We start from the raw sequence: 17,003 nt of genomic DNA, 5'->3' as shown, positions 1-17,003 counted from the left end.
CGGTACAGAGTACCGGCTGCCGGGGGGTGCGGGGCGGGTCCTGGGGGTGGTCCGGGTCAGCCGGTCTGGGCCTTGTCGTAGGCGGCCTTCGCCTCGTTGCCGAGGTACGGGCCGTACATCCGGTTCGGCAGGAAGGTGTAGCCGAAGCTGTTCACCGAGACCTGGGTGCCGAGGCCGGTGGCCTCGTTGAAGTCCTGGAACCAGGGGCCGCCGCTGGAGCCGCCGGTCATGTTGCAGGCCAGGCTGTGGTCCTTGGTCAGCAGGAAGTCCTTGCCGCTGTTGGCGCTGCAGTAGACCAGCTTGGTGCCGTCGTAGGGCGCCGCGGCCGGGAACCCGAAGGAGTACATCCGCTTGTTGTAGCCGCCGTTGAAGAGCAGTCCCTGGGCGCCGACCGCCTGGCTGAGCTTCTGGCCGTTCAGCGGGGCCAGGACCGCGAAGCCCACGTCGTGGTTCATGTCCTCGCTGGCCGCCCACTGGTCGGTGGCGAAGGTCTTGGTCGCCGACCACTGGCCGTACGGCGCGCTGCCGTTGGCGTAGGCGGGGACGAACACCCAGTTGGTGTGCCAGGCGCCCTGGTACTTCACGCAGTGCCCGGCCGTGATGACGGTGCTGCCGTTGGCACTGGTGACGGAGTCGCCGGAGCAGGAGGCCGTGCGGTCGCCCATGGTGAAGAAGACCCGGCCGGAGGTCTTCACCACCGCTCCGCCGGCGGTCCAGGCGCCGCCGGGCTGCGGGAAGGCGGCGGGGGTGACCGCCGTGGGGGCGGCGGCCGGGCCGGTGGCGGGGGTGGGGGCGATCCGGGTGGGCGCGGTGGAGGTGGCGACCGCCGTCCGGCCGGTGGCGCCGGGGGCCGCCGTCAGGTCCAGCGGGGTGGCCGACCGCATCCGGTCGGCGGTCCAGAAGCCCTGGGTCTGCCGTGGTGCGGAGGAGGCCGCCGGCCCGGCGGAGGCCCCGTCCGGGGCGGGGGCCGCCGACGCGGGGGAGGCGGCGGTCAGGGCTCCGGCGAACAGGGCGGCCGCGGAGAGGAGGACGGAGGCGGCCGTGCGAGTGCGATTCACGCATGACTCCTTCTGCCGTGCCCGGCGCCCGTGGGGCCCGGGCAGGGTGGGGTGAAGTGCTGTCGGTGCGGATCGAGTGGCTTGCGGGGGCAGCGTGGCACGCCACGGTCACATTGTCATGAGCTCGTCAGAACGTTCGGTCGGTTCCGGCCAGGGAATGGCCGAGACCCGGAGGACGAGGGCCCCATGCCACCCTCATACGGTCAGCAGCACGCCCGCGTACGAGGCTCCGGCCACCACGACCCAGGCCCCCAGCCCGAGCAGTGCGGCCCGGCCGCCCGTGCGGGCCAGGGTGGGGAGATGGACCGCGCTCCCCAGCCCGAAGAGGGCCGCCGCAAGCAGCGCCTCCTGGGCGGTGCGCGCCCATTCCAGGGCCTCGTCCGGCAGCAGGCCGGTGGTGCGGACCGCCACCGCCAGCAGGAACCCGGCCACGAACAGCGGCACCGGGGCGGGCCGGCGACCGGAGGCCGTCCGTTCACCGCGCCGCCGGGCCCGCAGGGAGAAGGCCACCGCGGCCACCAAGGGAGCCAGCAGGGCCACCCGCATCAGCTTGACCAGCACCGCCTCGGTCAGGGCCGCCGGGCCGGCGGTCTGGGCGGTGGCCACCACCTGGCCGACATCGTGCACGCTCGCCCCGACCCAGCGGCCGAAGGCCTGGGCGTCCAGCCCCAATAGGCCCTGGAGCAGGGGCAGTACCAGGATGGCCAGGGTGCCGCAGAGGGTCACCAGGGCCACCGAGGCGGCCATGTCCTCCTCGTCGCTGCCGGAGACCTGGCCCACCGCGCCGATGGCCGAGGCCCCGCAGATCGAGTACCCGGTGGCGATCAGCAGGGGCTGGTCCCCGCGCAGACCGAGCCGGCGGCCCAGCCAGAGGGTTCCCAGAAAGGTCGCGGCCACCACCGCGACCACCATGGCCACCGTCGCCCAGCCCAGCCCGAGCACCTCCGTCAGCCCCAGCCCCAGCCCGAGCAGCACGATGCCGATCCGCATCAGCCGCCGCCCGGCCAGCGACAGACCGGGACGGGCCGGCCCCCGGACGTACTCCCGCACCCGGGGCAGGTGCGCCACCCCGATGCCCAGCACCACCGCGGCGGTCAGCAGCGGGATCCCGGGCAGCAGCCGGTGCACCCCCCAGGCCAGCAGCGCACCCGAGACGGCCATCAGCAACCCCGGCCAGGAGGAGGCTGTTTCACGTGAAACAACGTGAACGGCCTTGGTCTGCGACCGGTTGAGGAGGGCCATCACTCGGCCGGGAGGCGGTAGACCCGACGGATGCTGGTGCCGAGCCGGGAGACGTCCGCCCCGTAGACGTGGATGGATATCGCCTTGCCGAGACCGGAGTTGGCGACCCGGTGGATGTCCCCCGGGGGTGCGAAGCCGCAGACCTCCCCCGGACCGTTGACCAGGTCCTCGGTGGGCACCAGATGGGCCGCCCCGGACGGGCCCGGGGCCAGCCGGTACCGGCGCTCGCTCTCCTCGCCCTCGTGCACTCCCGCCACGCACCAGGCGACATGGTCGTGGATGGAGGTGCCCTGGCCCGGGAGCCAGACCAGGGCGACCACCGAGAACCCGCCGTCCGGCTCGGCGTGCAGCAGATGCTGCCGGTAGTGGTCCGGCGAGCCCTCCCGCTGCTGCGGGGCGAGCAGGTCCCGCGCCCCCAGATGGGGTCCCAGGAGCTCACCGACCAGATAGGCGGTCAGGTCCGGGGCCAGCCCCCGGTCGACGACCGTGCGTATCTCACGGACGAGGGCGGCCATCCTCGCGGTGGTGCGGGCCGGCAGGGTGGTGGTCATAGCCGCAGCGTCCGCCCGGGCCGCCATCACGTCCAACGACAGTTTCGACCCGAAATCCCAAGCGGCGCTTATGGGTCGAGGCCCGCTGGACCGGTTCGGAGCTCAGCAGCCGACCCGGTTGGCGGCCACCCGCCGGAGCTTCTCCAGCACCACGGCCGTCGCCGGGATCCGCCGGTGGTCCTGATAGACGTACGCGGAGATATGGCGGCGGGCGGGAGGCAGCAGCGGGCGTCCGCAGACCCGGCTCAGCGCCAGCGAGGGAAGCACCAGGGCCGGCATCATCGCCACCCCGAGCCCCTGCGCCACCAGGGACTGGACGACCAGGTTGTCATCGGTGGCGAACCGGATGTCCGGGACGAAGCCCAGCTCGGCGCACTCGTGCAGCAGATTGGCCCGGCAGCGCGGGCAGCCCGCTATCCAACGCTCCTCCGCCAGGTCCGCCAGGTGCACCGCCCGGCGCCGGGCCAGCGGATGGCCCAGCGGCAGCAGCACGGTCAGCTGGTCCTCCAGCAGTCTCACCTCGGCCACCTCCTCCGGGACCTCCTCGTGCAGTCCGGGGTAGGTGAACGCCAGGGTGATGTCGCATTCGCCCCGGCGCAGCCGGTGCAGGGACTCCGGGGGCTCCCCCTCCAGCAGCTCCACCTGCACCCCCGGATGGTCGGCGGCCAGCGCGCTGAGGGCCTCCGGGACCAGGGTGGCGTTGGCGCTGGGGAACCCGCACAGCCGGACCCGGCCGGCGCGCAGCCGGGCGTAGGCATTCATCTGCTGCTGGGCGGTGGTGAGTTGGGTGAGTATCTGCTCGGCGTGCCGGGCCAGGGAGCGGCCGGCCTCGGTGAGCTGCATCCTGCGGCCCACCCGGGTGAACAGGGGTGTGCCGACGGCCCGTTCGAGGGCCTTCATCTGCTGGGTGATCGCGGGCTGGGTGTAGCCCAGGACGCGGGCGGCCGCCGAGTAGGACCCGGAGAGGACCACTTCGTGGAACGTCCGTATGTGCCGCGAGTCGAACACCCGTGAAGCATAAGCGGACGTTGGGAGGGGCCGTGGGCGGATTCCCGTCCACGGCCCCTCTCCGATCCCTGGTGCCGCTGCTGCGATCCCTGGTGCCGCTACTTGTCGCCGATGCGGGAGCCGAGGGTGATGTCGACGGTGGTGGGCTTCCCGTCCCGGAGATAGGTCAGCTTGAGGGTCTCGCCGGGCTTGTGCGTCCAGATCTCGCTGATCAGGGTCGGGCCGCTGTCGATCGGCTTGTCACCGAGCTGGGTGATCACGTCTCCGGGCTTCAGGCCCGCCTTGCCCGCCGGTCCGGCGGGGTCCACCAGTTCGGTGGGGTTGGCGCCCTTCTCGGAGATGGTGGCGCCGTTGTCCTTGGCCTGGAGGTCCACCGAGACGCCGATCACCGGGTAGACCGGCTTGCCGGTCTTGATCAGCTGGTCGGCGACGGTCTTGGCCTGGTTGATCGGGATGGCGAAGCCGAGGCCGATCGAGCCGGCCTGGCCGCCGCCGAAGCCGCCGTTGCCGGTGGACTGGATCGCCGAGTTGATGCCGATGACCGCGCCGCGGCCGTCGAGCAGCGGGCCGCCCGAGTTGCCGGGGTTGATGGAGGCGTCCGTCTGGAGGGCGCTCATGTACGAGCTCTTGTTGCTGGCGCCGTCGCCGGAGGCCACCGGGCGGTTCTTGGCGCTGACGATTCCGGTGGTGACGGTGTTCGACAGCCCGAAGGGCGCGCCGATCGCGATGGTCGGGTCGCCGACGGCCACCCGCTCGGAGTCGCCGAGGGGCAGCGGGGAGAGTCCGGTCGGCGGGGTCTTCAGCTTGAGGACGGCCACGTCGTAGCCCTGGGCCCGGCCGACGACCTCGGCGTCGTACTTCTTGCCGTTGGAGAAGGTCGCGGAAAGCTTTCCGCCGTCGGCGGCGGAGGCCACCACGTGGTTGTTGGTGAGGATGTGGCCCTGCTGGTCGTAGACGAACCCGGTGCCGGTGCCCGCCTCGCCGTCGCCGCCCTGCGCCTGGATGGTGACCACGCTGGGCAGGGCCTTGGCGGCCAGGCCCGCGATGGAGGCCGGGTCCCGCTTGAGGTCCCGGGGGATGCCGGCGCTGACGGTGGTCGATCCGGAGGCCTCGTCGCCGCGCTCGGCGGCCCAGTAGCCGATCCCTCCGCCGATGCCTCCGGCGAGCAGGGCAGCCACGAGCACTCCGGCGACCAGGCCGCCGCGGCCCTTGGGCTTGGCGGGCGGGGTTCCGTCGCCGAAGGGCGGGGCTCCCCAGCCGCCTCCGCCGCCGCCCTGGCCGTATCCGTGGCCGTCGGGTACGCCGTACGCGGGAACCGCGGGCGGGGGCGGCGGCCAGCCGGCGGCACCGTGCGCGGCCGGGGCCGGGCCCGGGACGGGTGCCCCGACCGGTACGGGGCCGGGCTCGGGCGCCGGGGGAATCTGCTGGGTGGGCGGCTCGGCCGGGGCACGGCCCTCGGCCGGGGCCGGTGCCGCGGCGGGCGCGGGCGGGACCGCAGCCGGGGGCTCGGCCGGGGTGGCGGCGTCGCTCACGGGCGCGGGAGGGGCCACCGGCACAGGAGGGACGGGCGGACCCGCGGGGGGCGTAGGGGCCGCGGTGCCCTCGTTCTCGGTGCTCACAGCGATCTCTCCTCGTCGCAATACGGCTCTCGGATATCGAAAGACAACGGATATCGGTCCGACTGAACGTTCGACCGGCCGTACAAGTTCCTGGGCAAAGCCTTTCCCATGGGCTGTCAGAGCACTGTAAGCCGGACCTGTGCGTCCTCGCCCGGCCCGGCACGCCCGCCCCGGTCGGTGGCACCATGGACCCGGTGACCCACGCAACGCCGCGCCGCATCCAGGTCGTCGCCCACCGCGGAGCCTCGGAGGACGCCCCCGAGCACACCCTGGCCGCCTATCGCAGGGCCATCGAGGACGGTGCCGACGCCCTCGAATGCGATGTCCGGCTGACCGCCGACGGGCATCTGGTCCTGGTGCACGACCGGCGGGTGAACCGTACGTCCAACGGGCGCGGGGCCGTTTCCGCCCTGGAGCTGGCCGATCTCGCGGCCCTGGACTTCGGGTCCTGGAAGGACCGCGAGGAGTCTCCGGACTGGGACGGCGGCGACCCGGACCGCACCTCCGTGCTGACCCTGGAGAGGCTGCTGGAGCTGGTCGCGGACGCCGGCCGGACGGTGGAGCTGGCGATCGAGACGAAGCATCCGACCCGCTGGGCCGGACAGGTGGAGGAGCGGCTGCTGTTCCTGCTGAAGCGGTTCGGTCTGGACGCACCGCCGGCCGGGGGACCCCACCCGGTGCGGATCATGAGCTTCTCGGCGCGGTCCCTGCACCGGGTGCGGGCCGCCGCCCCGACCGTGCCCACCGTCTATCTGATGCAGTTCATCACGCCGAGGATGCGGGACGGGCGGCTGCCCGCCGGGGTGGGCATCGCCGGACCGGGCATCCGGATCGTCCGGAACCATCCCGGTTTCATCCGCAAGCTTCAGGCCGCCGGGCACGCGGTCCACGTATGGACCGTGAACGAGCCGGAAGACGTTCAGCTCTGCGCTGATCTGGGTGTAGAAGCGATCATCACCAACCGGCCGCGCCAGGTTCTGTCCCAACTCGGACGGTAAGAACCCTTTCCTCCCACCTGTCACAGCCGTCACCCGGCTCCCACGGCGTGCTCCGGCGCATCCGGCCCGTTTCCACTCGTCATGAATGCGTCAGAGGCCCCCGGTCCGTCGGTTTCCGGTCCAGGCCATTGGGGCATCCAGACCATGCGTGGGGCTAAGGAGGTTCCGGGGGTGGCATTGGTGATGGCACAGGAAGTGCCCACGTCGTCGTGCATGGCCGTACCCCATGGTCCTGCCGGCGTGGGCCAGGCGAGGCACCGCATGCGCGAGCAGCTGCGGATCGGCGGGGTGTCCGAATCGGTCGTGGACGACGCCGTCCTGATCCTTTCCGAACTGCTCAGCAACGCCTGCCGGCACGGCAGGCCACTGGGCACCCAGGTGATCGGCGACGGGGACATACGCGCCGCGTGGCGCGTCGACAAGGCGGGGCGGCTGACGGTCGAGGTCACGGACGGGGGCGGTCCCACCCGCCCGGTTCCGGCCACGCCCTCGGTCACCGCGCGCGGCGGCCGCGGGCTGAACATCATCAGCGCGCTGGCCCAGGACTGGGGGGTGCGCGACGGGGCGGGCGGCGAGGTCACCGTCTGGGTCACCGTCGCGTCCGGGGCCCGGCACGAGGATTTCGCTACGCGCGTTGCGGCGCCCGCGATCGCCCTCACGGCCCCCTTCGACGACCTGGATCCCTCCGAACTCCCCTGACCGGCCCACCGGGAGCGCACGCCGACCGTGCTTCCGACCGGACCCGGTTCCGCGGAGCGGGTCGGCGGTGCGGACCGCGCGAGGAGTTAGGCTCGCGCCGTCACGTACCGCCGTATCCGGGAGACACCGAACCATGGCCAAGAAGCGCCCCGCAGCAACGACTGCCAAGCCGCAGCTCAAGGACGGGGAGATCCCGGTGGTGGGCGCCCGCGAGCCCTGCCCCTGCGGATCCGGCCGCCGCTACAAGGCCTGCCACGGCCGGAGCGCCGCCCAGGCCGGCAGCGACCTGGTGCAGCGTCCGTTCGAGGGGCTGCCCGGTGAATGCGACTGGGTGGCGCTGCGCGAGCTGGTGCCCGCCGCCACCGTGGAGCTGACCCTCAAGGACGGGCTGCCCGAGGGCGTGCCCTCGGTGACCCTGGCGACGGTGCTCCCGATGGCCTGGCCGGCCCTGCGCCGCGAGGACGGTTCGGTCCTCCTCGGCCTGCAGAACGACACCTCCAGCGGCAACCTGGCCCGGGACATGGCCGACACCCTGGAGCGCGCGCTGGCCACCGAGCCGGGCAATCCGGTTCCGGCCCGCAAGGTGCCCGCCGAGGGAACCCGCCTCCAGGACCTCCTCGCGGCGGACGGCGTTTTCGAGCCGGTTGTGCACAGTGGGTTCGAATTCTGGATTCCGGATGCGCAGAGCGCCCAGAGCTCCTCCCCGGAGATCGCGGCCTCGCTGGAACGCGCCAACGCGGCGGCCATCCCGACCGTGAAGCTCGACGGTCTGGACGCGGCCTACTGGTGCGAGACCCCGGACAAGAACCACCTGCGCTGGGTCATGCCGCACCCGGAGGAGAAGCTGCTCGACGCGCTGGCCCGGCTGCACGCCGCCGGTGAGTCCTCGCTGGGCGAAGGCACCCGTCTGGTCGGGTCGTTCCGCGCCCACGGCCTGATGGTGCCGGTCTGGGACCTGCCCGTCGGCGTCGGTGCCGAGGAGATCCAGCAGCCCGCCGAGGCCTTCGCCGAGCGGCTGGCCAAGGCCCTCGCCGAGGAGGCGCCGCTCACCTCGGAGGAGCGCCGGGCCCGTGGCGGGCTCACCAACCGCCAGGTGACCCTGAGCTGACCCGAGGGGCCCGCAGGACCGGTGACCGGAGTCACAACTCCCGTTAATCGCCTGCAAATCGGTGTCTGAATATCAGAGATCGAATTTGCGAACACGCGATCTCTTGTTACCGTTCTTGTAGCCCGGTCGCTGGTGCATCCCCCGTCGCCAGCGACCGGGCCCTTCCATTTCCGCCACGGCTCAACGGGCGGCCGGGTCGGGCACGTTGCTCCCGGAGCGCAGCAGCAGCTGCCCTTCATCATCCGGAACTGCAAATTCCGCAACTGCCGTGTAGTCCCCCGGCACTCCGGCCGACCGCTCGTGCGGGGTCTCGCACCATCCGGGTTCGTCGCCCGCCCCCACCACACAGTGGATCTGCACGGTCCGGCCCGCCGGACCCATCAGGGTCAGCACCGCGTCCAGCGCGCGACCGCCGGTGTTCCGGTAGTAGCTCCGCCCCCAGGTCCGATCCGCTCCGCTCAGCACACAGGTCTGTGCCTCCAGCCCCTGGGGCGAGGTGAGTTCGGGCCCGCAACGGCTCTCCGTACGGGGCGCCTCGGCCGGCCCCGGGGCCGTAGCGGGGGCGGGTCCCGCCCCCGGAGCGGCACCGGCCGGGCCGACCGGATCCTCACCGAGCCCCAGCCGTCCGAGCAGACCGCCACCCTTTCCGTCGCCCTGACCGCGGAACTCCGGGCCCGCAATCGCCCCGGCGAGCGGTAGCGACAAGATGATCAGTACACCGGCGCCGATAGCGGTCAGGCGGAGATTCATTCGCCGAAGATAGCGACGCCGGAAAGGGCTACGAAGATCCCCGCGCCCAATTCCCCTGGAAACTCACGCCGGTGGCACCCGTTCGAGTGAAGCCGCTTCCACGAGTACGTCCACCACCTCGGCGACGTCCGGCAGTCGCACCCGGCCCCGGCCGGGCACAGGCGCGAGCACCGGCTCCCGCTCCCAGCGGATCCGCCCGGCCCCGGACGCGCCGGAGGCACCGGGCGCCGGCAGCTGGAGATACCCGCCGTCCCCGTGGAAGCGCAGGGTGCCGGGCACATGGTCCTTGGCGTAGAGCAGTTCACCGAGCCGCTCCAGCGAGTACGGGGCGACCAGCAGGGCCCACCGGGTCGGGCCGGCGACCACCGGACCCACCCGGAGGCCGAGCGCGTCCAGCCGGGCCAGCGCCAGCGCGGCCGCCCCGGCCGGCAGGCTGACGGCGCAGGGGCCGCGCCCGCCGGTGGCCAGGATCACCGGCGCCGCCGGGCGGTTGGTCCACCACCAGCGGACCATCCGGACCTCGGTGGTGGCGGCCAGCAGGCCGGGATCGAAGGGGTGCCCGCCGGGCACCGGGCAGTCGGGGTCGGGGCAGGCGCAGCGTCCGCCGTCCGGGCCGGTTCCCGCTCGTCCCACCCCGGGCAGCACCGGCCACTGCCAGACGGTGGCGCACCGCAGCGCCCCGTCGAGCAGATCCGGCGAACCTCCGGGCCGGGCAAGGGAACCGGGGCGGGATCCGGCCCGGCCGGCCGCCCCGGCCCGGGCCCGTACGGACTGCAGGGAGCTGCGGAGCCGCTGGAGACGCCTTCCGAGGATCTCGCGCATCAGCGCTCGTTCCTTTCCGTTGAACGTCGAGGGCCACATCACACCATGTATGCGGTGCTTCACCACACGTGCACGTTTTCGCGTCACTGTCCGCCTGAAGCAGGTTCACACGGTTCGTGCAGTTCTCTCACGGATCCATGAAACGTCCGGCGGGGGCGGGGCGCACCCGCACCGGGCGGGGCCCGGCCGCCGTCAACTCTCCCCGGTCAACACGGGTTACGTACCCGGAGCCGTTCCAGCGCCCGCTCAGTCGACCGCAAAAAGGGTCCGCTTCAGACTTTTTCCAGCCAAGTTTGAGCCTTGATCGGACGGGGAGTTGTCTTCGCACGGACACCAGGATTCCCAGCCGGACGATGCTGGACATCGATCCACCTGTGCGTGTAGATGTGGATCCATTGATTGCGGCACAGCATGATCTGGGGGTTTGCAATGCATTATGGCGAATCGCACCAGGTGGAAAGGCGGATGCCATGAGCGCCCCGCATCTGCCGAAAGTGGCCGGAATCGATCCGGCAGTTACGGCCTCCCCTCACACTGTGGCCCCGGCGCCCACGCTCCCCTCCCCGGTGCCACCTGCCCAGGCCGCCCCGAGCAGCGTGGTCCAGGACCGGCTCGCGGGCATGGTCTCGGACCTCACCACCCTCAACGAACTCACCGAGCGGCTCGCCCGGGCCACCGACCTCGCCGCCTCCCTCCAGGAGTTCCTGCGGGCCGGCGCCACTCTGGTCGGCGCCCGCCGCGGCCTGGTGGTCCTGGAACCCTCCGACGGACTCGGCCCCGCCACCACCATCGGCCTCGGACTCGGCCACGCCGACCTCGGGCACATCGAGACCGTCCCCCGCAGCGCCACCTCCTACGGCCGGATCCTGGACGGGCTCCCGGACGCCCACGGCGGCTCCGAGGTCCTCCCCGAACCCGAGCCCCCGACCGCCGCCGCCCCCACCGGCTCCAGGGCCGGGACCAGGGCGAAGGGCAAGGGCAAGGCCGAGGCCGCCGGATACCCCACACCGGTCGACCCCCGGCACCGCGAGGTCGCCGCCCGGCTCGGCTTCGCCGCCAGCTACGCCCTGCCGCTGACCGCCGAGAGCACCGGCCGGCTCGGCGCCGCCGTCTGGCTGTACGACGAGCCCGCCGAACCCGACGACCGCCAGCGCGACCTGGCCGCCCTCTACGTCCGGCACGGCGCCGAGCACCTGGCCCGGATGCTGGAGGTGGACCGCGCCCGCACCCGGCTGAGCACCATCTCCGAGGAACTGCTGCCCAGCAGGCTGCCCCGGATCCCCGGGGTGCGGCTGGCCGCCCGGCACCGCACCGGCCCGGCCGGCGGCGGCGACTGGTACGACGCGCTGCCGCTCCCGGAGGGCGCCCTCGGGCTGGCCGTCGGCTCGGTCACCGGCTCCGGCCCCAGCGCCGTGGCCGCGATGGGACGGCTGCGGGCCTCCCTGCGGGCGTACGCCGTGATGGAGGGCGAGGACCCGGTCGCCGTCCTCTCCGATCTGGAGCTGCTGCTCCGGCTCACCGAACCGGCCCGCTCGGCCACCGCGCTGTTCGCGTACTGCGAGCCGGCCCGCCGGAAGATCGTCCTGGCCGGGGCCGGGCACGCCCCGCCGCTGCTGATCGGGGACCGTCGCGCCGAGTACGTGGAGACCTCGCTGTCCGCCCCGCTCGGCATGCTCGCCTGCTGGGAGGCCCCCAGCGTGGAGATCGAGCCGGCCGCCGGAGAAACGGTGCTGCTCTACACGGAGGGTCTGCTCCGCCGGACCGGTGACCCGATGGACCGGGCCTACGCCCGGCTGCACGCGGCCGCCGCCGGGGTTCCCCGCGCGCTCCGCGAGGACCCCGACGCCCTCTGCGAGCACGTGCTGAAGACCGTCCTGCCGGAGGGCGGCGGCCGCACCGGCACGGCCGAGGACGAGGATGTCGTCCTGCTGGCCGCACGGTTTGACTGATATGTCACATCCCGGACAAGCCCGGACAGCCGCTTGCCCCTCGCACATACGATGGACACGGTGTCGAGGCCGGTAACACCGGCGTCGCCGACGGAGCCGACGTATGCGGAGGAGAAGACGTGGCTGACGAGCTCACCCCGGAGACCCCGGAAGAAGAGCAGCCCAAGAAGACGCACAAGCAGCGCAAGAACGGCCTCTACCCGGGCGTCAGCGACGAGCTCGCCGAGAGCATGCGCAGCGGCTGGGCCGACACCGAGCTGCACGGGCTGGAGCCCATCGCCCAGGCCGGCCACACCGCCGCCCGCCGCGCCGCGCTGTCCGCGCGCTTCCCCGGCGACCGCCTGGTCGTCCCGGCCGGCCGGCTGAAGGTCCGCTCGAACGACACCGAGTACCCCTTCCGCGCCTCCACCGAATACGCCTACCTGACCGGCGACCAGACCGAGAACGGCGTCCTGGTCCTGGAGCCCTCCGCCGAGGGCCACACGGCCACCGTCTACCTGCTGCCCCGCTCCGACCGGGAGAACGGCGAGTTCTGGCTCTCCGGCCAGGGCGAGCTGTGGGTCGGCCGCCGCCACTCCCTCGCCGAGGCCGAGCAGCTCCTCGGCATCCCGGCCCGGGACGTCCGCAAGCTCCCCGAGGAGCTCGCCGAGGCCACCGGCCCGGTCCGCGCCGTCCGCGGCCACGACACCGTCATCGAGGCCGCCCTCGCCGACAAGGTCACCAAGGAACTCGACGAGGAACTGCGCGTCTACCTCTCCGAGGCCCGCGCGGTGAAGGACGAGTTCGAGATCGGCGAGCTGCAGAAGGCGGTGGACTCCACCGTCCGCGGCTTCGAGGACGTGGTGAAGGTCCTCGACAAGGCGGAGGCCACCTCCGAGCGCTACATCGAGGGCACCTTCTTCCTGCGCGCCCGGGTCGAGGGCAACGACGTCGGCTACGGCTCCATCTGCGCGGCCGGCTCCCACGCCTGCACCCTGCACTGGGTCCGCAACGACGGCGCCGTCCGCTCCGGCGACCTGCTGCTCCTCGACGCCGGTGTGGAGACCCACTCCCTCTACACCGCCGACGTCACCCGCACCCTGCCCATCAACGGCACCTACACCGAGATCCAGCGCAAGATCTACGACGCGGTGTACGAGTCCCAGGAAGCCGGCATCGCCGCGGTCAAGCCGGGCGCCAAGTTCCGCGACTTCCACGACGCCTCCCAGCACGTGCTCGCCGAGAAGCTCGTCGAATGGGGCCTGCTCGAAGGGCCGGTGGAGCGCGTCCTGGAGCTGGGCCTGCAGCGCCGCTGGACCCTGCACGGCACCGGCCACATGCTCGGCATGGACGTGCACGACTGCGCGGCCGCCCGCACCGAGGCCTATGTGGACGGCACCCTGGAGCCGGGCGTCTGCCTCACCGTCGAGCCGGGCCTCTACTTCCAGGCCGACGACCTGACCGTGCCCGAGGAGTACCGCGGCATCGGCGTCCGGATCGAGGACGACATCCTCGTCACCGAGGACGGCAACCGGAACCTGTCGGCCGGACTGCCCCGGCAGGCCGACGAGGTCGAGGCCTGGATGGCCCGCCTCAAGGGCTGACACCGGCGCACGGAAGGGGCGGGACCCGCACGGGTCCCGCCCCTTCGGCGAACCGGGACCCCCTCGCCGGACCGGGACACCCCGCCCGGGATCAGGAGGCGGTCAGCAGGGCCCGGTCCCGGAACTTCAGCATCTTGTCGAAGCTGACCACCGCCCCCCGGCCCGGCCGGTTGCGGAACCGGACGTGGTCCGCCAGCTCCTCGATCAGGCAGAGCCCCCGGCCGTGCTCCCGCAGCTCCGCCCCCGAGGGGGACCGTCTGCGCCGCCCCACCGTGTGCGCCGGGAACCCGGGCCCCGAATCCGTCACCTCGATCCGGCAGCGGTCCCCGTCCAGATAGGCGGTCACGCGGTACGCGCCGCCCTCCGCCCCGGGATCCCGGCCGCCGTGTTCCACCGCGTTCGCGCACGCCTCGCTCAGGGCCAGCGACAGGTCGAAGGAGATGTCCGGGTCCACCCCCGCGGTCTCCATCGCACCGAGCAGCAACCGCCTGGCGAGCGGCACGCTCGCGGCTTCGCGCCTCAAGTGGAGCGACCACCAGATGCTCATACCCGTACCTATTGCCGCCCGCGGCGGCCCGTAAGCCCACCTGTCCCGGCAGAGCCCTCATTCGGCCGATGTCACCAGAGGGACTCAAGGGATCTTCCGGACCTGCCGTATGGGCCGTGTGAGGTCAGTGCGATGATGACCCGGCCATGACTGCCCCCCAGACGGCACGCGCCGGAGCCGGTCTCCGGCTCCTGAGGGCCGCGGTGTTCACCGCGGTCTGCGTCGTGCTGTCCGCGGCCGGGCACGCCCTCGCCTCCTGCGCCACCGTCCCCTGGTGGACGGTCGGCCTCGGATTCCTCCTCGTCCTCTGCTGTGCGGCACCGCTCGCCGGACGCCGCCGCAGCCTCCCCGGCATCGCCGCCTCCCTCTCCGTCGGCCAGCTCGCCCTGCACGCCCTCTTCGGCCTCGGCCAGCACGGCGCGGTGCCGGCGGCCGTCGGCACCGGAGCGGCCCCGGGCTCCACCGAGACCTCGCTCGCCGCCCTGGCCGCCAAACTGGTCTGCGGCGGGAACTCGATACCGCTCAGCGCCGCCCAGGCCCGCCGGGTCCTGGAGACCGCCGGGATCGACCCCGACGGACCGGCCGCCGACCTCGCCGGGCAGAGCGCCCACGCCGCGCACGGGCACACCGCCCAGATGCTCGGCAGCGCCGCCGAGCCCGCCACCGGACTGTTCAGCCTGCCCATGCTGCTCGGCCACCTGCTGGCCGCGGTCGCCGCCGGCTGGCTGCTGGGACGCGGGGACGCCGCCCTCTTCCGGATCGTCCGGCTCTCCCGGCGCACCACCGAAGCCACCCCCGTACGGGCCCTGCGGACCGCGCTGGCCTTCGTACGGGTGCTGTGCGCCGGGCTCTCCGGCCGTACCGCCCCCGCCGCCACCCGGGCGGCCGGGCCCGGACCCGACCGGTCCGGGACCCCCGGCCGGGAGGCACTCCAGCACACGGTCATCCGGCGCGGCCCGCCCGGCGTCCACGTCCTCGCAGCCTGACGCGGCCCCGCCACGCCACCCCGGACACGGGGAGGGAGCACCGGTGCCGCGCACTCCGCGCGCGCCCGCGCACGGAGCGACCGTCATCCCTGCTTCCGTGGAGTTCCCGCCATGAAGACCTCTCGTGTCTCCTTCGCCGCCGCCCTCGCCGCCGGCTCCGTCCTCCTCCTCTCCGGCACCGCCTTCGCCCACGTCGGGGTGCAGCCCGAAGGAGAGGCCGCCCAGGGCGGCTACGCCACCATCAACTTCAAGGTGCCGAACGAGCGCGACAACGCCTCGACCAGCAAGCTGGAAGTCAGCTTCCCGACCGACCACCCGCTGACCTCGGCCATGCCGCAGGACGTCCCGGGCTGGGTGGTGACCGTGGAGAAGACCAAGCTCGCCAAGCCCCTCACGGTGCACGGCAAGCAGATCGACGAGGCCGTCTCCAAGATCACCTGGACCGGCGGGAAGATCGGTCCCGGCAAGTTCCAGCAGTTCCCGGTCTCCGTCGGCAAGCTGCCCGAGGACACCGACAGCCTGGTATTCAAGGCCATCCAGTCCTACGACAACAACGAGGTCGTGCGCTGGATCGAGGAGGCCAAGGAGGGCGCCGAGGAGCCCCAGAACCCGGCCCCGGTCCTCAAGCTGACCCCGGCCAAGGCCGACGACCACCACGACGGCGGCGCCAAGAGCCCTGAGCCCAAGGACGACAAGCAGGCCGACAAGCAGGACGCGCACGGCAAGGACGCCGAGGACGGCGGCCACGACAAGGCCTCCGACAGCGCTTCCGACACCACCGCCCGCACCCTGGGCGTCGCCGGCATCGTCATCGGTCTCGGCGGGGTCGCCTTCGGTGTCGCCTCGCGCCGCCGCAGCTCCTGAACCGCTTCCCCAGACCGCCCGTACATCCCCGATCTCAGGGACATCTCTCCATGCGCACCACACGTGTGACGGTCGCCGCCCTGGTGGCGGCGGCCGCGCTCGCCCTGTCCGCCTGCGGCGGCGACAAGCCCGCCGACGGCTCGGTGGCCCAGGTGAACGCCCCCGCCAAGAACAAGCCGGGCACCGTCCTGGACCGGCCCTTCGACAAGCCGGACCTGGTCCTCACCGACACCACCGGAAAGCCCTGGAGCCTGCGCGAGCAGACCAAGGGCAAGCCCACCCTCATCTACTTCGGCTACACCCACTGCCCCGACGTGTGCCCGCTCACCATGAGCAACATCGCCGTGGCCAGGAAGGCCCTGCCCAAGGCCGACCAGGACGACCTCCGGATCGTCTTCGTCACCACCGACCCGGAGCGGGACACCCCCGCCTCGCTCGGTGCGTGGCTCAAGGCCCAGGACCCCTCCTTCATCGGTCTCACCGGTGACTTCAAGACCATCCAGGCAGGCGCCCGCAGCCTCGGCATCGGCATCGACCCCGCCAAGAAGGAGCCGGACGGCAGCGTCGTCTCCATGCACGGCGCCCAGGTCATCGCCTTCTCCCCGAAGACCGACGAGGGCTATGTCCTCTACGGGGAGGACACCAGCGCCGAGGACTACACCAAGGACCTGCCGAAGATCGTCAAGGGAGAGAACCCGTGAACCGCCGCACCACCCGCACCCTCGCCGCCGCCCTCTCCCTGACGGCCGCCCTCGCCATATCCGCCTGCTCCTCCGACGGCGGCTCGGACTCCGCCCCCGGATCCGGCGGGAAGGGCTCCCTCACGGTCCAGGGCGCCTTCATGCCCGAGCCGGTCAACAGCGAGATGGCCGGCGGGTTCATGGTCATCAAGAACGGCTCGGACTCCGCCGACAAGCTCACCGGCGTCACCAGCCCGCTGTCCGACGACGTCCAGGTCCACGAGACCAAGGACCAGAAGATGCGACAGGTCCCCTCGCTGGACGTTCCGGCGAACGGGGAGCTGAAGCTGGAACGCGGCGGCAGCCACGTCATGTTCATGGGCCTGAAGAACAAGCCGAAGGTCGGCGACAAGATCGCCGTCGAGCTCCTCTTCGAGAAGGCCGGTCCGGTGAAGGTCGAACTCGATGTGAAGGAACGGACCCACAACCCGAGCAACGAAGAATCCCACTGACGGACCGACGGACCGAGGGACTGACTC

The 17,003-nt window shown here is 72.5% G+C and carries 16 protein-coding genes and 1 pseudogene; 9 read left to right on the top strand and 8 right to left on the bottom strand.

Annotation, left to right across the window (positions count from 1 at the left end; translation table 11 throughout):
• Positions 1-56 precede the first annotated feature (56 nt).
• The 5 genes from ACZ50K_RS26175 to ACZ50K_RS26155 form a co-directional block, all read right to left on the bottom strand.
• Positions 57-1,058 (bottom strand): trypsin-like serine peptidase, encoded by a 1,002-nt coding sequence (locus ACZ50K_RS26175; RefSeq protein WP_468907422.1) that lies wholly within the window; start codon positions 1,056-1,058, stop codon positions 57-59.
• Positions 1,059-1,253: 195 nt separating this feature from the next.
• Entirely contained in the window at positions 1,254-2,300 is a 1,047-nt protein-coding gene (locus ACZ50K_RS26170; RefSeq protein ID WP_468907421.1) for a YeiH family protein, read from the bottom strand.
• On the bottom strand, positions 2,300-2,851 hold the full coding sequence (locus tag ACZ50K_RS26165) for a cysteine dioxygenase family protein (RefSeq protein WP_468907420.1): 552 nt from the start codon (positions 2,849-2,851) through the stop codon (positions 2,300-2,302). Before ACZ50K_RS26165 ends, ACZ50K_RS26170 begins: the two co-directional genes overlap by 1 nt.
• Before the next feature lie 102 nt (positions 2,852-2,953).
• Positions 2,954-3,859, bottom strand: coding sequence for a LysR family transcriptional regulator (locus tag ACZ50K_RS26160; protein ID WP_468907418.1), 906 nt, complete (start codon positions 3,857-3,859; stop codon positions 2,954-2,956).
• Positions 3,860-3,957: 98 nt separating this feature from the next.
• Entirely contained in the window at positions 3,958-5,478 is a 1,521-nt protein-coding gene (locus ACZ50K_RS26155) for a S1C family serine protease (RefSeq protein WP_468907416.1), read from the bottom strand.
• A 185-nt stretch (positions 5,479-5,663) separates the two neighbouring features.
• Between ACZ50K_RS26155 and ACZ50K_RS26150 the strand changes: the two genes are divergently transcribed.
• The 3 genes and pseudogenes from ACZ50K_RS26150 to ACZ50K_RS26140 all read left to right on the top strand — a co-directional run bounded on the left by ACZ50K_RS26150 (position 5,664) and on the right by ACZ50K_RS26140 (position 8,283).
• The gene (locus ACZ50K_RS26150) at positions 5,664-6,476 is read left to right on the top strand and encodes a glycerophosphodiester phosphodiesterase (RefSeq protein ID WP_468907414.1); all 813 of its coding nucleotides are present in this window, start codon (positions 5,664-5,666) and stop codon (positions 6,474-6,476) included.
• Between the two features lie 85 nt (positions 6,477-6,561).
• Positions 6,562-7,175: pseudogene (locus tag ACZ50K_RS26145) on the top strand (ATP-binding protein).
• A gap of 133 nt (positions 7,176-7,308) precedes the next feature.
• Entirely contained in the window at positions 7,309-8,283 is a 975-nt protein-coding gene (locus ACZ50K_RS26140; protein WP_468907412.1) for a DUF5926 family protein, read from the top strand.
• Between the two features lie 180 nt (positions 8,284-8,463).
• Here the strand turns inward: ACZ50K_RS26140 and ACZ50K_RS26135 are convergent, their stop codons facing one another.
• Complete coding sequence (locus tag ACZ50K_RS26135; protein WP_468907410.1) at positions 8,464-9,033, bottom strand: hypothetical protein; 570 nt, start codon at positions 9,031-9,033, stop codon at positions 8,464-8,466.
• A gap of 63 nt (positions 9,034-9,096) precedes the next feature.
• Positions 9,097-9,855, bottom strand: a complete 759-nt coding sequence (locus ACZ50K_RS26130; protein ID WP_468907409.1) for a bifunctional DNA primase/polymerase — start codon at positions 9,853-9,855, stop codon at positions 9,097-9,099.
• A gap of 353 nt (positions 9,856-10,208) precedes the next feature.
• On the opposite strand from ACZ50K_RS26130, the gene ACZ50K_RS26125 reads away from it, so the two are divergent.
• Together ACZ50K_RS26125 and ACZ50K_RS26120 are read left to right on the top strand one after the other, a co-directional pair.
• Entirely contained in the window at positions 10,209-11,804 is a 1,596-nt protein-coding gene (locus tag ACZ50K_RS26125; protein WP_468907407.1) for a PP2C family protein-serine/threonine phosphatase, read from the top strand.
• Positions 11,805-11,923: 119 nt separating this feature from the next.
• Entirely contained in the window at positions 11,924-13,387 is a 1,464-nt protein-coding gene (locus ACZ50K_RS26120) for an aminopeptidase P family protein (protein WP_468907405.1), read from the top strand.
• A gap of 91 nt (positions 13,388-13,478) precedes the next feature.
• On the opposite strand, the gene ACZ50K_RS26115 is transcribed toward ACZ50K_RS26120, so the two are convergent.
• Entirely contained in the window at positions 13,479-13,934 is a 456-nt protein-coding gene (locus tag ACZ50K_RS26115; protein ID WP_468907403.1) for an ATP-binding protein, read from the bottom strand.
• A 146-nt stretch (positions 13,935-14,080) separates the two neighbouring features.
• On the opposite strand from ACZ50K_RS26115, the gene ACZ50K_RS26110 reads away from it, so the two are divergent.
• From ACZ50K_RS26110 to ACZ50K_RS26095, 4 genes are all read left to right on the top strand, one after another.
• Positions 14,081-14,920, top strand: coding sequence for a hypothetical protein (locus ACZ50K_RS26110; protein ID WP_468907402.1), 840 nt, complete (start codon positions 14,081-14,083; stop codon positions 14,918-14,920).
• A gap of 111 nt (positions 14,921-15,031) precedes the next feature.
• Positions 15,032-15,784 (top strand): YcnI family copper-binding membrane protein, encoded by a 753-nt coding sequence (locus ACZ50K_RS26105; RefSeq protein ID WP_468907400.1) that lies wholly within the window; start codon positions 15,032-15,034, stop codon positions 15,782-15,784.
• A gap of 50 nt (positions 15,785-15,834) precedes the next feature.
• Positions 15,835-16,485 carry an SCO family protein gene (locus tag ACZ50K_RS26100; protein ID WP_468907399.1) on the top strand — a complete coding sequence of 217 codons (651 nt, stop codon included), beginning with the start codon at positions 15,835-15,837 and terminating at the stop codon, positions 16,483-16,485.
• The gene (locus ACZ50K_RS26095; RefSeq protein WP_468907397.1) at positions 16,482-16,976 is read left to right on the top strand and encodes a copper chaperone PCu(A)C; all 495 of its coding nucleotides are present in this window, start codon (positions 16,482-16,484) and stop codon (positions 16,974-16,976) included. Before ACZ50K_RS26100 ends, ACZ50K_RS26095 begins: the two co-directional genes overlap by 4 nt.
• The last annotated feature ends 27 nt before the right edge of the window (positions 16,977-17,003 follow it).

It is taken from the genome of Streptomyces sp. NPDC033845 (assembly GCF_055576225.1).
Note: the sequence above shows the minus strand (reverse complement) of the source record. Positions and strands in the feature narration are given on the sequence as shown.